The sequence below is a fragment of the Embleya sp. NPDC127516 genome (assembly GCF_044765325.1).
Taxonomy (GTDB): Bacteria; Actinomycetota; Actinomycetes; order Streptomycetales; family Streptomycetaceae; genus Embleya.
The window spans coordinates 1-13,119 of record NZ_JBIWJT010000071.1 but is presented as its reverse complement, the minus strand read 5'-3'; the positions used below and the strand labels follow the sequence as shown (position 1 = coordinate 13,119).

Annotated in this window: 11 protein-coding genes and 1 pseudogene; 5 read left to right on the top strand and 7 right to left on the bottom strand. The window is 70.5% G+C overall.

Translation table 11 applies throughout. The features are described from left to right. Positions 1 to 430 precede the first annotated feature (430 nt). Positions 431 to 1,291 (top strand): SigB/SigF/SigG family RNA polymerase sigma factor, encoded by an 861-nt coding sequence (locus tag ACIRL2_RS50815; protein ID WP_402242532.1) that lies wholly within the window; start codon positions 431 to 433, stop codon positions 1,289 to 1,291. On the opposite strand, the gene ACIRL2_RS50810 is transcribed toward ACIRL2_RS50815, so the two are convergent. The 4 genes from ACIRL2_RS50810 to ACIRL2_RS50795 are packed head-to-tail and all read right to left on the bottom strand — an operon-like array spanning position 1,281 to position 4,501. Beyond that, positions 1,281 to 2,582, bottom strand: coding sequence for a peptide ligase PGM1-related protein (locus ACIRL2_RS50810; RefSeq protein ID WP_395861000.1), 1,302 nt, complete (start codon positions 2,580 to 2,582; stop codon positions 1,281 to 1,283). The two genes, ACIRL2_RS50815 and ACIRL2_RS50810, sit on opposite strands and share 11 nt — an antisense overlap. Then, positions 2,579 to 3,619 carry an iron-containing redox enzyme family protein gene (locus ACIRL2_RS50805; RefSeq protein WP_402242529.1) on the bottom strand — a complete coding sequence of 347 codons (1,041 nt, stop codon included), beginning with the start codon at positions 3,617 to 3,619 and terminating at the stop codon, positions 2,579 to 2,581. The genes ACIRL2_RS50810 and ACIRL2_RS50805 overlap by 4 nt, the downstream gene beginning before the upstream one ends. Further along, the gene (locus ACIRL2_RS50800; RefSeq protein WP_395861825.1) at positions 3,616 to 3,804 is read right to left on the bottom strand and encodes a CDGSH iron-sulfur domain-containing protein; all 189 of its coding nucleotides are present in this window, start codon (positions 3,802 to 3,804) and stop codon (positions 3,616 to 3,618) included. The genes ACIRL2_RS50805 and ACIRL2_RS50800 overlap by 4 nt, the downstream gene beginning before the upstream one ends. Before the next feature lie 34 nt (positions 3,805 to 3,838). Beyond that, positions 3,839 to 4,501 (bottom strand): HemK2/MTQ2 family protein methyltransferase, encoded by a 663-nt coding sequence (locus ACIRL2_RS50795; RefSeq protein WP_395861004.1) that lies wholly within the window; start codon positions 4,499 to 4,501, stop codon positions 3,839 to 3,841. Positions 4,502 to 4,769: 268 nt separating this feature from the next. Between ACIRL2_RS50795 and ACIRL2_RS50790 the strand changes: the two genes are divergently transcribed. Both ACIRL2_RS50790 and ACIRL2_RS50785 read left to right on the top strand, forming a co-directional pair. Next, entirely contained in the window at positions 4,770 to 5,309 is a 540-nt protein-coding gene (locus ACIRL2_RS50790; protein ID WP_395861005.1) for a DUF4303 domain-containing protein, read from the top strand. 447 nt (positions 5,310 to 5,756) lie between these two features. Further along, on the top strand, positions 5,757 to 6,089 hold the full coding sequence (locus ACIRL2_RS50785; protein ID WP_395861007.1) for an Lsr2 family protein: 333 nt from the start codon (positions 5,757 to 5,759) through the stop codon (positions 6,087 to 6,089). 339 nt (positions 6,090 to 6,428) lie between these two features. On the opposite strand, the gene ACIRL2_RS50780 is transcribed toward ACIRL2_RS50785, so the two are convergent. Both ACIRL2_RS50780 and ACIRL2_RS50775 read right to left on the bottom strand, forming a co-directional pair. Continuing rightward, a complete protein-coding gene (locus tag ACIRL2_RS50780; protein ID WP_402242527.1) occupies positions 6,429 to 6,980 on the bottom strand; it encodes a hypothetical protein in 552 nt (183 codons plus the stop codon). Positions 6,981 to 7,437: 457 nt separating this feature from the next. Continuing rightward, positions 7,438 to 8,811 carry a VWA domain-containing protein gene (locus ACIRL2_RS50775; RefSeq protein WP_402242525.1) on the bottom strand — a complete coding sequence of 458 codons (1,374 nt, stop codon included), beginning with the start codon at positions 8,809 to 8,811 and terminating at the stop codon, positions 7,438 to 7,440. Between the two features lie 140 nt (positions 8,812 to 8,951). Here ACIRL2_RS50775 and ACIRL2_RS50770 point away from each other — a divergent pair. Both ACIRL2_RS50770 and ACIRL2_RS50765 read left to right on the top strand, forming a co-directional pair. Next, positions 8,952 to 9,119 (top strand): annotated as a pseudogene (locus ACIRL2_RS50770) (ABC transporter ATP-binding protein); the annotation flags it as partial. Between the two features lie 79 nt (positions 9,120 to 9,198). Next, a complete protein-coding gene (locus tag ACIRL2_RS50765; protein ID WP_402242523.1) occupies positions 9,199 to 12,387 on the top strand; it encodes an ATP-binding protein in 3,189 nt (1,062 codons plus the stop codon). On the opposite strand, the gene ACIRL2_RS50760 is transcribed toward ACIRL2_RS50765, so the two are convergent. Beyond that, positions 12,314 to 13,105: an ABC transporter permease gene (locus tag ACIRL2_RS50760; RefSeq protein ID WP_402242521.1), complete on the bottom strand. Its 792-nt coding sequence runs from the start codon at positions 13,103 to 13,105 to the stop codon at positions 12,314 to 12,316. The two genes, ACIRL2_RS50765 and ACIRL2_RS50760, sit on opposite strands and share 74 nt — an antisense overlap. Positions 13,106 to 13,119 lie beyond the last annotated feature (14 nt).

Genomic DNA, 13,119 nt, shown 5'->3' with positions numbered 1-13,119 from the left:
CGCCGGTGGCGCTTGCCCCCGTTGTAGGCCGCCCCCCCCCCTCGGCCCCCCATTTAACCGGGGCCGTGGGCCTCCGCGTAGACCCGGCTCCGCCCCACGGCCCGTTTCGGCGTCCTCGGCCATTTTCCGAAACGGCGCCCGGTGACGCCGCGGTCCCGAGATGAATTTCGATTCCGGGGGCAGGTGCCGCGCCACGGCCGGGGCCGCTGTGATCCGCAGGGAATCCACACCTCGGTCACGCCGGGCCTCCGCCGTTTCCGCCGACATACCGCGCCCATCTCCCGCGAGGGTTGTCGCGCAACGGAAACGCCGGCACTCCGGCGGTGGCGGCGGGATCGGTGACAAGACCCACTACTGCAAACGGGTGTACCCGACGCGGTGCCGGGCAGGTAGCACCCGCGTCCATCCGACCAACGAAGGGGATGCCCAGATGAGCCCGAGTACCGTGAGCACGACCGAGACGACCGCCACCGAACGGCACATGCCCTCCGTCGGCCTCCCGACGACGGAGGAGATGGCGAACATGACGGCGACGGACGCCCGGGCGATGTCCAAGGTGCTCTTCGATCGGCTGAAGGTGCTGGAGGAGGGCACGCACGAGTACCAGTACGTGCGCAACACCCTCATCGAGGTCAACATCCCGCTCGTGCGCTACGTCGCCGGGCGATTCCGGGCGCGCAGCGAGACCGCGGAGGAGATGGTCCAGGTCGGCACGATAGGCCTGATCAAGGCCATCGACCGGTTCGATCCGGCGTTCGGGTACGAATTCCCCACCTTCGCCATCCCCACCATCTCCGGCGAGATCAAGCGCTTCTTCCGTGACACCTCCTGGGCGGTGCACGTCCCGCGCCGTTTGCAGGAACTGCGCCTGGAGCTGGCCAGGGCCCGCGACGCGTTCACCACCGAACACGATCGCGAACCCACCAAGGCCGAACTCGCCACCCTCACCGGGACGAGCGTCGAGGAGGTCGCGGAGGGCCTGACCGCTTCCGCCGGCTACACCGCAGCGTCCCTGGACGCCCCCGCCGGCGACGACGACGGACCGGCTCGCTCGTACAGCGCGCAGGCGTCGTTCGTGGACCCGGGCTTCGACATGGTCGAGAACCTGCACGTCCTCAAACCCGCCATCGCCGCCCTGCCCGAACGTGAACGCGACATCGTGTCCATGCGCTTCGGCCAGGAGATGACCCAGGCCGAGATCGGCGAACGCCTGGGCCTGTCCCAGATGCACATCTCCCGGCTGATCTCCCGCATCCTCGACAAACTCCGCGCCGAACTGATCACCGTCTGAGCCCAGGGTTCCCCGGTCCTTCGACGCCTTCGTGCGCGAAGGCGGTGGTGAGTCGGGCTTCCAGCTCGTCGAGTCGGGGCAGGTCGGTGGCAAGGGCCACGTATCGCCATTCGACGCCGTCCGCAGGGCGGTCCGTGTACAGGACCACGCCTTCCCGTCCACCCGGTCGAAAGTCCAGGCCGGCCTCGATCAGACCTTCCCGCACCGTGTCGAACGCCATGGCCGGACCGGCTCGAAAAGTGCCCATCGACCAGACGGGTGCGGGGTCCTCGCCCACGAGCCGGGTCACCAGGGTGTGGGTGGTGGTGGTCGCGGTGCGCCGGACGTTGCATTCCAGGGCGTGGAGGCCGCCGTCCCGGGCGCATACCGCGTCCAGACTGTACGGGCCCAGGTATCCCTCGGCGCCGAGGTGACGTCCCAGGGCGATGGTCCAGTCGGCGAGTTCCGCGCGGGCCGTCTCGGGAAGGTCGTTCAGCGGCGAACGGTAGCCGGCGAACGAGCCCCCGCACATGCGCATCTCGCCGTCGTACAGCGCCGTCGCCCGCTCGCGCGCGACGTGGCCCTGGGCACTGACGGCGCGGGTGTGCTCGACGTACCGCTCCACGACCCACCGGCTGTCGGGGGCGACGGGCGCCGTGGCCCACGGTTCTCCCCGAGTCACGAAGGAAAGGCCGTGGCCGCCGGCGGAGCGGTCGGTTTTGACGACCACGCGCTCCCATACCGACAACATGTCGTCGATGGTTCGGGGGAGGTCGGCGCCTGTGCACACCCGACCGGACGGCAGGCGCATCCCCAGTCGGTCGGCGAGGGAGCGGAAGCCGGATTTGGTGTTCAGGTCCGCCACCGTTCGCACGACTCGGCGCGAGGGGCGGTCCGCTCCGTACGGGGCGACGGGGATGCCGAGGTCTGCGGCGAGGGCGACCGACGCTTCGTCGAGGGCGGTCGGGAGCAGGCGCGTACCGGGGCGTTCGTGCACGAGTGCGCGCAGCGGTTCCAACAGGCCGTGCATGGCGATGGCCTCCGCCATCGGTGCGTGCGTGGTGTCCGGCACCGTGACCACCGTGACGGAGTCCTCGGGCATCGCGAGCATGCGCAGGGCGTAGCGTCGAAAGGCATCGGACAGTGGCAGCGGAACGACCAGGAGGTCACCCGGTCTGGTGAGCCAGATTTTGCGGGACGCCTGCTCCGACCAGCGCCGCAGGATCGACGTCTCGCGGAGATCGACGGCCAGGGGCGACACGAAGTTGGCCAGGATCAGGAGCCCGCCCGGGTCTCGATGTTCGGCGATCACCGGGTGCCCGCCCCGGGCGCGGGGGTGGCTCCCGATGCGAAGGCATCGGCCTCTCGGGAACGCAGGGAGCTTCGGCCCTCGTTCCACGCGGCAAGCAGGTGTGCGGCGAGACGGTCTTCCACGAGACCGGTCGCCCGGATTCCGAACACCAGGTCGCTTTCGAGGTCGGGTTCCTCTTCCAGCAGCCCCGCCACCACCTCGCGTCGCATGAGCTGTTCGTGGACGGCGTCCGCCTCCACATGTTCGGTGTAGAAGAAGGCGCAGGCAGGGTCCGCGACGTCCAGCCGCCGCAGCGCCTGGGCCAGGCGGGCCGCGCCGGGCGGCGAGCCGATCTCGATGGCGGCGAACTGGCCGACCGCCATCGCCCGGTGCTCCCGGTGCAGCCCGAACATTGACATGAGGTTGACCACCGCGAGCATGGGCGCGGGCACTCGGTCGAGGTAGCAGCCGTACGTGGCGTCCAGTCCCAGACCGCGCATGAGGTCGGCGAACAACCGCGCGTGCATGCGCTCGGCGCGGCCACCGCCGTACTCGTCGAACTCGACCGTGATCACGCCCGCCTTGGCCCGCCCGGTCAGGCGCGGGATGAGCCACGCCTGGGGGTCGGCCTCCTTGAGGTGGTACAGCGAGCGGTGGACGACGTACTCGCGAAACTGTTCCACGTTGCCGTGGTCGAGCAGATGGTGGCTGACACCGCCGCGGTCCAACGGCTCGATCAGCAAGGGCGCGAGCGCGTCGTCGACGCCGGCGTCGGCGGCATCGACGTGCGCGCGCAGGGCGCGTAGGAACGCCCCTTCCAAGCGGCCCCGCAGGCGCAGCAGGTCGGGATCCCACTCCCATCGGGCGTCCACCCCCGCGAACGAGCGGTAGTGCAGTTCGTAGCACGCGTACAACGCGAGTTGGAGGTCCTCGCCGAAGGGATCCGCATCGACCTCGACCTCGGGGGTTTGCATACCGCTTCCGGCGGGGTTGCGCAGCGCCGCGACGATGGTGCGTGACAGGGGGCCGCGGGGGGCGGGTAGTTCCGGTTCGGTCATCGCTGCTCCCGGACTGTGCGAGTCGCGGCCTGTGGCTCGTTGGGGAGCCGGTGGGGTCGGTGGCTGGTGTCGCACCACGGCGGTCGACGGGTGCGGCGGCACGTGCACAGCGCCACGATCCGCCGATCGGAGGATGCCGTGCTTCCGTCGGCCAGGAGCACCTCCACCGGCCCCTCGATCAGCATCGGCCCGCCGTCGACCACCTCGACGCGGCGTGTCTCACGACTGGGAATCGCCACGGATGACCACCAATTCCTCTTCTCGGCAGCCGGGCTTCACCAGACCGCGTTCCTCCAGGAAGGCCGCGCGGGCGGACAGGACGGGACCGAACGGCTCGAGGCTTCGCGCGACCACGCGGGCACGCAGGCCGACCGACTCGAGCAGACCCAACGTCGTCCCCACCCCGCACAGCGCCGAATGCACCACCAGCAGTGTCCCGCCGGGGTTCAGGTAGTCCGGAACCTGGGTGCAGAGCCGATCCAGGACCAGCCGTCCGTCCGTGCCGGCTTCCCACGCACGCGAGCGCCCTCGGACGGGGACGTCATCTTCGGGGGAGGGCACGTACGGCGGGTTCGCGAGGATGACGTCGAATGTTTGGCCCGCCACGGGTTCCAGGAGATCTCCACGCAGGACGTTGACCCGGCGCCGACGCCAGGCGCTGTTCAGGCGGGCCGTCCAGACGGCTTGGCGGGAGACGTCGATCGCGGTGACCCGACACCTTCCGGACGGCGCGGAGGCGGCCGCGAGCGCCACGGCGCCGGTGCCGGTGCCGACATCCAGAACACGATCGGACCGGTGCAGGCCCTGCTCGATGAACGCCGACGCCAACAGTCTGGTGTCCGCCTGGGGACGGTAGGTCCCCGGCAAGCGCAGCATTCTCATTACCTCCGGCTGCCCGGCCCGCCCTGGGCGAAACTCCATGATCGCCGCGCTGCCGGAAGCGATGCGGGGCCGACATCGAAGGCGCAGGGTGATCGATCGGTCACGGTGGGATCGCGCTGATTCGTGGCACCGTGCGAATGCGCCCCGTCGTAGGCGGCCTCGACCACGACGCGGTACGTTCCACCCGCACACCGGCCGCCCAGCCACCGCCCTGGACGGCGTGGGCGGGGCCTGCCGGGAATCCGTACGCACGCACACAGGAGTCGACGTGACGCCGACCGAAGCGGATCTCACCGAAGCCGTGTACCAAGCCGCCCGTGCCGCCATCTCGGACCTGTTTCGGGAATACCCGGATCACGACTTCTACTACTGCGCGCTGGTCACGCCGGGTGAGGCCTTCGGCCCGTCGTTGTCGGCCTGGTCGACCCAGGCCCTGGCCGCCGCGGCGGGCGGCTCGGCGGCCGAGGCCGAGGAACTGCGGTGGTCCTACGCGGATTCGCCGTTCTGCACCTACGGGGAGCGGCACCTCGCCCCGATCCGAAGCCTCTTCGACGCCCGACCCCAGGTCTTCGAACTCCCCGACGACGAGGGCGAGGACGAGTACGAACTGCGGTTGCGCGCGATGGTCACGGCGATGGGCCGCCTCGACGCGGAAGGGCTGTTCGGCAACGGCGAGCGGCGTCTGTCCATGGTCGCCGTCGTCGAGGTTCCCGGGGACGAGGCCGAGAACGTCGCCCGTGCCCGCGCCCTGAACCCCCCGGCGGCCGTCGCGGCGTACATGGACGCGTTCGGTCCGTTGGACGAATGATTCCAGGCATTGGCGGGGGTAGGCGGTCGGTGACCCGGGAGCGTCGGTTGGCGAGACGGTCCGATGCGGTGTCGACGGCGCCTGCGGAGCGCCGATGGTGCCTTTGCGAAGGGGTCGTACATGGTTTTGCGCGGGTGGGAACTCGCATCGGCCTTCCCATCCGGTCCGACAAACCACCGCCGAGGAGCCATACGCGTCACATCGGTCGTGGCGGCGCCCAAAACCGTCCCGCTGCTTCAGGCTTATCGGCGGCTCCGTCGAACGACGAACAAGGCGTGACGGTGTGGCTGGAATGGCGCCGGGCCGGCCGGGTGCGTCAGCGGATTCCTGCCGGGGATGACGGCGACGGCGGCCACGACTTTCCCTGACCGGCGACTGAGACGGCGTGAAGTCGGACCTGATTCTCCGTTACGATTTCCTTCTTCCCAGGAAGGGGATTCTCCGAAAATGGCTCAGCGCGTAGTCACGTTGTTCATCGATGACATCACCGGCAACGAAGGTGAAGACATCGCGACGCACACCTTCAGCCTGGATGGCGTCAGCTACGAAATCGACCTCGGCCAAGACACCTACCAGCAACTGCTGGACTCTCTGGGCCCGTACTTCAGGGCCGGCCGCAAGGTCGGCACGTCGCGTCGCACCAAGGCCGTACGTCTGGCGGCGGGCGAGGGACCGGACCCGGTGAAGGTGCGGGAGTGGGCCAGGTCGCAGGGCCTTGAAGTCAACGCCCGCGGTCGGGTTCCCTCCGAACTGGTCGAGAAGTACCGGGCCGCGCACTGAGCGACCGCGCCGGAGCCGCTCGGGATCTGCCATCGCAACGGGTGCCGAAAGATCGCCCGCGTCAACGGTCCCGCGAGGCAGCGGTCCGCACATACCCTGACGGCCCGCCAGGATCCGATGGGTGTCATGACGACGCGGGCAGACCCGGTAAGACTGGGCGGGCACCCCACACGGCGCCCACGCTCTCGCCTCGTGGCGGCCTGCTCCCCGCGATGGAGACAGGAGACGGTTCCGACCGCGCGTCGGTACCGTCTCCTGTACGCCGGATGGGTAGGCGGTGATCGGCGAGCGGACGACCCATATCGGCGAATCATCCGACTCGTCGCGCCTGGTTCCGGCTTAAAGGCGGATGGCGAAGATGCGGTCGAAGGCGCGGATCACGGCTTCGGACAGGTTGATTTCGAAAGACGCGGTCGAGTGGGATCCGAATTCGTCGAGACTCGATTCGGGGAATGACTCCCTCATGCGCATCGCGAGGTCGATGTGGTCGGACCAGGCCAGATCCAACTCCGTTCGAAAGACCTCGGCGCATGCAACCCGCCACGGTGTCTGCTCGCCCGCGTACCGCTCCGCATAGCGGCGGGCGAGCGAGTCCACGGTGGCCGAGTGCCTCAGGACACGATGTGTGCGCTCGAGGCCGCGCACCGTCGTCTCGAGCAATCCGACGATGTCGGAGGGCGACCCGCCGTCGGGCGAAACCGCTGCCCGCGCAGTCCGGTAGCGCTTCTCCGACTCGGCCAGTACATCCCAGCGCTGCAGTTCTCTCCTGCCGTGGACCGCGACTCGATCCATGACCTCGACGTACTGTGCGTCGACACCCCGGAATTCCGGCGCGCGCAGGTCCACGACGTCCAGCCCGAAGACCGCCTCGAGAACGGCGCCGTAGGACACCGTCGACCGGCAACCCCCGCGAACGGTCGCATACTTGCGCCGTCGATCATGGCCAGCATGCCCGTTACGAAGTCCGTGTCGAAGTTCCTGCCCGTGCTGCGGGACAGGGTCTCGATCGCCGGGGCGACAAAATCCACCACCTCGTCGTGGCGACTCCCGGCGCCAATCATCCGGGCATTCCCCGCCAGGCGGTGGTGCAATTCGGCGTCGGTAACGCCGGGAAGTGCCGATCCGGCCCGCGCAATGGCCGAGGCGTCCGTGCCGCTCGGGAGAATGCGATCGACTGCCATATTTTCCGCCTCGAAGCCGCGAAATGACGTCCGGAATCCCGGATTCTGCGTCCCCGCAAGGTAGCAGCCGACTCGACCCTGCGTTCGAATCGGCGCCGGTGTCGAATGGTTCCGCGTGCCGATGATCGACGTGCGGCCCCGCGCGCACGGCGGGCGGGGCCGCATCCTCAAAGGACGTTCTTGCGGCGGGCGGCGGTGATCCAGGTCGGGAACTCGGAGAGCAGCCGGTCGTAAAGCTCTTGATCGGGGACTTCGCTGATGTCGTCCACGGCGAAGAAGCCGACGTTGTCGACGCGGCGACCGCGCATGGTGTCGAGGCGCCGCAGTACGCCGTAGTCCGCGTTGCCCAGGCCCACGAACTGCCAGAACATCGGTTCCGTGGACGCGTCCTTGAGTTCACGCTTGATTTCGTTGTTGCGATAGACGCCACCGTCCGAGAAGAAAAGCACCAGAGTGGGAGCGGCGGACGGATGCTCCCGGACGTACGAGCGAACCTCGGCGATCACCTTGTGCTCTTCGTTGCCGTAACCGACCGCCGTCATGTCGACCTGACCCGGTTGCAGCTCCTGCTCGGCCTCGTCCCCTCCCGGACGGACGTGCAGCCGGAGCCATTCGGGGAGTCGACCCACACGCAGGTCCGGAAGGCGCGCCGGGGCCGAGGCGAACGTCCAGGCCTGCATCACACCGTCGTCCTCCAACCGCGCGGCCACGGCCGTCATGCGCTCCACCACGTCGGCGACGACACCGCGGGAGTAGAGCCAGTCCATGGAGCCTGACGCGTCCATGACCAGGATCACTCGGGCGGCGATCCCGGCCGCCCCGTGCTTGCGGAGACTTGTCGCCACTTGCTCCTTGCGGAGCGAAAGACGATTGCGCATGTCCACGGGCAGCGCCTCCTCGCCCTGCTCGGCCGGTGCGGCGACGGGTACTGCCGCCGACACGGACGGGGGCTGGGGAGCGACCGGTTGATCCGGAACCGGCGGGGACGCGACAGGGTCGGTTGCCGGCTCGTCGTGCACCGCGATGCCGTAGTCCGCGGCCAGCCCGGCGAGCCCGGAGGCGTACCCCTGTCCGACCGCGCGGAACTTCCACCGCCCGTGGTGCCGGTACAACTCGCCGCTGACGAAGGCGGTCTCGATCCCGCCCTCCATGTCGAAGCGTGCGATCTCGGCCGACGTCCGAGTGTCCAGCAACCTGAGGCTCAGGTCCGGCACCTGGCCGAAGGTGCCACCCTCGGACGACGCGCACAGCAGGACCCGTTGTATCGCGTCTTCCACGACGGCGAGATGTACCGCGAGGGTGTCCGTCACGCCGTCGGCGGTCTTCTCCTTCCCCAGATGCGTCACCGCCTCGGACGGGTGGCGCGGTTGGTTGTAGAAGACGAAGTCACCGTCCCCACGCACGTGTCCGGCGTCCGTGAGAAGCAGCGCCGACGCGTCGATGTCGGGTACCCCGGGGCCCTGGGACCACGAAAGCTCGGCACGGATTTCCGGGGAATCGACGGGCAAGTTGGCGCCTTGGCTCAAAGATGAAGGTTTCATGGCACAAGTTTGCCGAGTGCCCGACGCCCCGCTGCGATCCGGGTCGACCCACTGTGCCGCGGGTATCGGTTGCGGGGGCGCTCGGGCTGTAACACCGCACGGCCACGGGGCTTTGGAGCTTCGTCGGCGTCTCCATCCGTCTGGGCACCCTCGATCGGCCGACGTCGGGCACCGTGCGTCTGGCCGGGTACGACGTGGGGCGTCTGTCGGACGCGCGACTGTCCGCGCTGCGGGCGAGCCGCATCGGCTTCGTCTTCCAACATCTGCGATCGCGGGGCGGCTCACGGGCCCGGGTGTCGGACGGCATGGCGGGGCGTGAAGCCCTCGCAGCGGGAGTGCGGCCCGCAGGGGGAGTTCCGGCGGCCGGGCCTTGGCTAATCTGCACGGGTGACCACCGACTTGACTCTGTTGCCGCGTGTCGCCTATCGCGGACGGGAGGTCACCGCGCCCCGGCTCCGCGCTCTCCTCGCGCTGCTCGCGGGTGATTTGCGTACGGGTTGCAGCACCGGACGTCTGGTGCAGGGGCTGTGGCCGGACGAGTTGCCGGAGCGACCGGCGAAGGCGGTGCAGGTTCTGGTGTCCAGGGCGCGGGCGCAGTTGGGCGCAGGAATCCTGGCGAGCACGCCGACCGGATACCGGCTGGCCCTCGCCGAGGATCGGGTCGACAGCTCGGCCCTGCTGCTGCACGCCGCCGCGAGCGCGGACCGGGCCAGGGCCGGGGACCACGCGGGGTCGTTGGCGGCGGCCGAGGCCGGGCTCGCGTTGTGGGAGGGCACCCCGGGCGGGGCCGGCGCCACCGACGACCCCGTGGCCGCGCTGCGCGCCGAGCGCGCCCCCGTCCGCGGCACGCTCGTACGCGCGCGGGCGCTCGCGCTCGCCCGGCTGGGGCGGTACGCGGAGGCGGTGGGGCCGCTGGCCGCGGCCGCCGCGGAGCACCCACGCGACGAGGAGGTGCTCGCCGAGTTGCTGCGCGGCGAGGCGGCGACGGCGGGCCCGTCCGCCGCGCTGACGCGGTATGAGGCGTACCGCCGCGAGCTGCGCGAGGAACTCGGCTCGGACCCGGGCGGCGGGCTCCAGGCCGTACAGCGGGAGCTGCTGCGCACCCGGGCGCCTGTGGTCGGGCGCGGCGTGCCGCACGAGCCGAACCGGCTGCTGGGGCGGGACGAGGACATCGCGGCGGTGGAGCGGCTGCTGCGCGCCTCTCGCGCCGTCACCGTCGTGGGCCCCGGTGGCCTCGGCAAGACCCGGCTCGTGCACGCCGTCAGCCGCCGGGCCGAGCAACGCGCGGTGTACTTCGTGCCGCTCGCCGGCGTCACCGCGGACGAGGACGTGGCCGCGGAGGTGGTGTCCGCGCTCGGCGCGGGCGAGGGACGGCCCGGCGCCCTGAGCGGCCACGCCCCGGCCGACCCGGTGTCCGCCATCCTCGGTGTGCTCGGCTCCGGGCCCGGCCTGCTGGTTCTGGACAACTGCGAGCAGGTCATCCGGGGCGCCGCCGCCCTCGTACAGAACCTGGTCGCGGCCACGAAGGACCTGCGGGTGCTCTCCACCAGCCGATCCCCACTGGACCTCACCTCGGAGGCGGTGTACGCGCTGCCGGAGCTCGGTCTCGACACCTCCATCGAACTGTTCACGCAGCGGGCCCGGGCCGCCCGGCCCGGCGTGGAGCTGCCGCCGGACACGGTGGCCGGGCTGTGCCGCCACCTCGACGGGCTGCCGCTCGCGGTGGAGTTGGCCGCGGCGCGGGTGCGAGTGCTGTCGGTTGCGGAGATCGCCCGCCGCCTCGGCGACCGATTCGCACTCCTTCGCGGCGGGGCGCGGGACGCGCCGGAGCGCCACCGCACCCTGCACGCGGTCGTGGAGTGGAGCTGGAACCTGCTCACCCGGGACGCCAGGGCGGCGCTGCGCGCGCTGTCCGTCTTCCCGGGCGGCTTCCTGGGCGAAGCGGCGGAGCACCTCCTAGGCAAGGACGCGCTGTTGCTCCTCGAGCAGGCGACCGATCAGTCGCTGCTGACCGTCACCGACACCCCGGCCGGCGTGCGGTTCCGGATGCTGGAGACCGTGAGGGAGTTCAGCGCGGCCCGGCGCGCGGAGGCGGGCGAGAACGAGGAGGCCGTCGACCGATTCCTGGCCTGGGCACGGGACTTCGGGGTCACCTACCACGACTGGGTATTCGGCCCGGAACCGCGGACCGCCTGGGAGCGAATCAGGGCCGAGCAGGACAACCTCGTGTCGGCGCTGCGGCACGCCCTGGCTCGTACGGACGGCCCCACCACCGCCGCCCTCACCGCCGTCCTCGCCGCACTGTGGTCCACCGACTCCAACCACCCCCGCCTCATCGCCCTGGCCGCGGACACCGGTCCGCTGCTGTCGCGCTATCGCCCTGAGCCCCGATACGTCGAAGTCGCCCGCGCAGCCGCGGTGTTGTGCATGGCGAGCCTGTTCATGGACTACGGTCCGCACGCCGACGTCACCCGCCGGCTCGTCACCCTGCGGCGTCTGCCGCCGGCTCCGCCGGACACGCTGCTGCGCGCGACCGCGGCGGTGCTGAGCGCGATCCCCGAGATGCTGCCTCCCGACTACGACGTACTGCACAGGCTCTGCGGCCACGAGCAGCCGCTGGTCGCCGGCATCGCCGAGTGTGTCGCCACCTATGTCTGGGAGCACGAGCACGACATCGACCGCGCGCTCGCCTCGGCCCGCCGGATGACCGCCGCACTGGCTTCGGCGGACAACCCGTTCCTGCGGGTCATGGGTCATTCCCGGCTGAGCGAGCTGTGCTTGCGGACCGGGCAGGGCGAGGCCGCGTACAGACACCTCCAGGCGGCGCTCGAGCAGCTGCCGCGGCTCGGCGACGCGCACGACTACATCGGGATCCGATCGGCCCTCGCCCTCGCCTGCCTGCAGCGCGGCCGTTACGACGAAGCCGAGTACTGGCTGGGGCAGGCCCAGGGTGACAACACCCCACGGGCCGATGCCTTCTACAGCCCCGATCTCGGCGCGCGCGCCGAGATCGCGCTCGCCCGCGGACTGACGGAGGCCGGGCTCGGCCTGTGGCGCGGTGCCGTGGAGCGGATGTCCGAGGCGGACGCGATGCATGACGGCGACCCCTGGCTCGATCCGTGGGCGCTGCAGATCCAGGCGGCGGCGGTGACCGCGCACGCGCACGCCGGCCGCCTTGAGCCCGTCGCGGAACTGGTCGTTCGGTTGCGGCAGCGGCTGTGGACGCTGCTTTCCGGCCCGTCCCGCACGCCGGTGGAACTCCCTGTGTTCGGGACGGTGCTGCACGCGCTCGGCGTGACGGGGCTCGCGGCGGGCGACGCCCGCGCCGTGCGGATGCTCGCCTTGGCCGAACGGCTGCGGGTGCTGCGCGAGTTCGCGCCGACGATGTCCGGGGACCGCGCCCGGCGGGCGGCCGAGGACGCCGACCGGGCGGCGTACGCCGAAGCGGTGTCGGAGTACGCCGCCCTGGGGCGGGACGAGCTGCGGGAGGCAGCCCGCACGCTCATTTCGGGTCGCGGCGGAACAGCGAATTCGACCAGCGGCCCCCGAGGGCGGCCAGGCCCAGGCACCAGATGATCGTGACCCACCCGTTGTCGCCGATCTCGGTGCCGAGCAGCAGGCCGCGCAGGGTTTCGATGGCGGGGGTGAACGGCTGGTATTCGGCGATCGGCTGGAACCAGCCCGGCATCGCGTCGATGGGCACGAAGGCGCTGGAGATGAGCGGGAGGATGATCAGCGGCAGCGCGTTGTTACTGGCCGCCTCGGCGTTGGGGCCGGCCAGGCCGATGCCGACGGCGATCCAGGTGAACGCCACGGCGACCAGCGTGAGCAGGCCGAACGCCGCGAGCCATTCCAGGGCAGTGGCGTCGGTGGATCGGAAGCCGATGGCCACGGCGACGGCGCCCACGAGCACGACGCTGATGACCGCCTGCAGCACACTTGCGACGACGTGCCCGATGAGCACCGCCCCTCGATGGATCGCCATCGTACGGAAGCGGGCGATGATGCCCTCGGTCATGTCCATGGACACGGAGATCGCGGTCCCGGCCGGGGTGGCGCCGATGGTCATCATCAGGATGCCAGGGACGAGATAGGCGATGTAGCCGGCGCGATCGGCGCCGCCGCCGTCGATGCCCGCGCTCATCACGTCGCCGAAGACGTAGACGAAGAGCAGCAGCAGGACGATCGGCGTCAGCAGGATGTTGAGGGTGAGGGAGGGGTAGCGCCGGGCGTGCAGGAGGTTGCGGCGCAGCATCGTGTTCGAGTCGCGTACGGCGAGGGAGAGGGAGCTCATCGGACAGCCTCCTT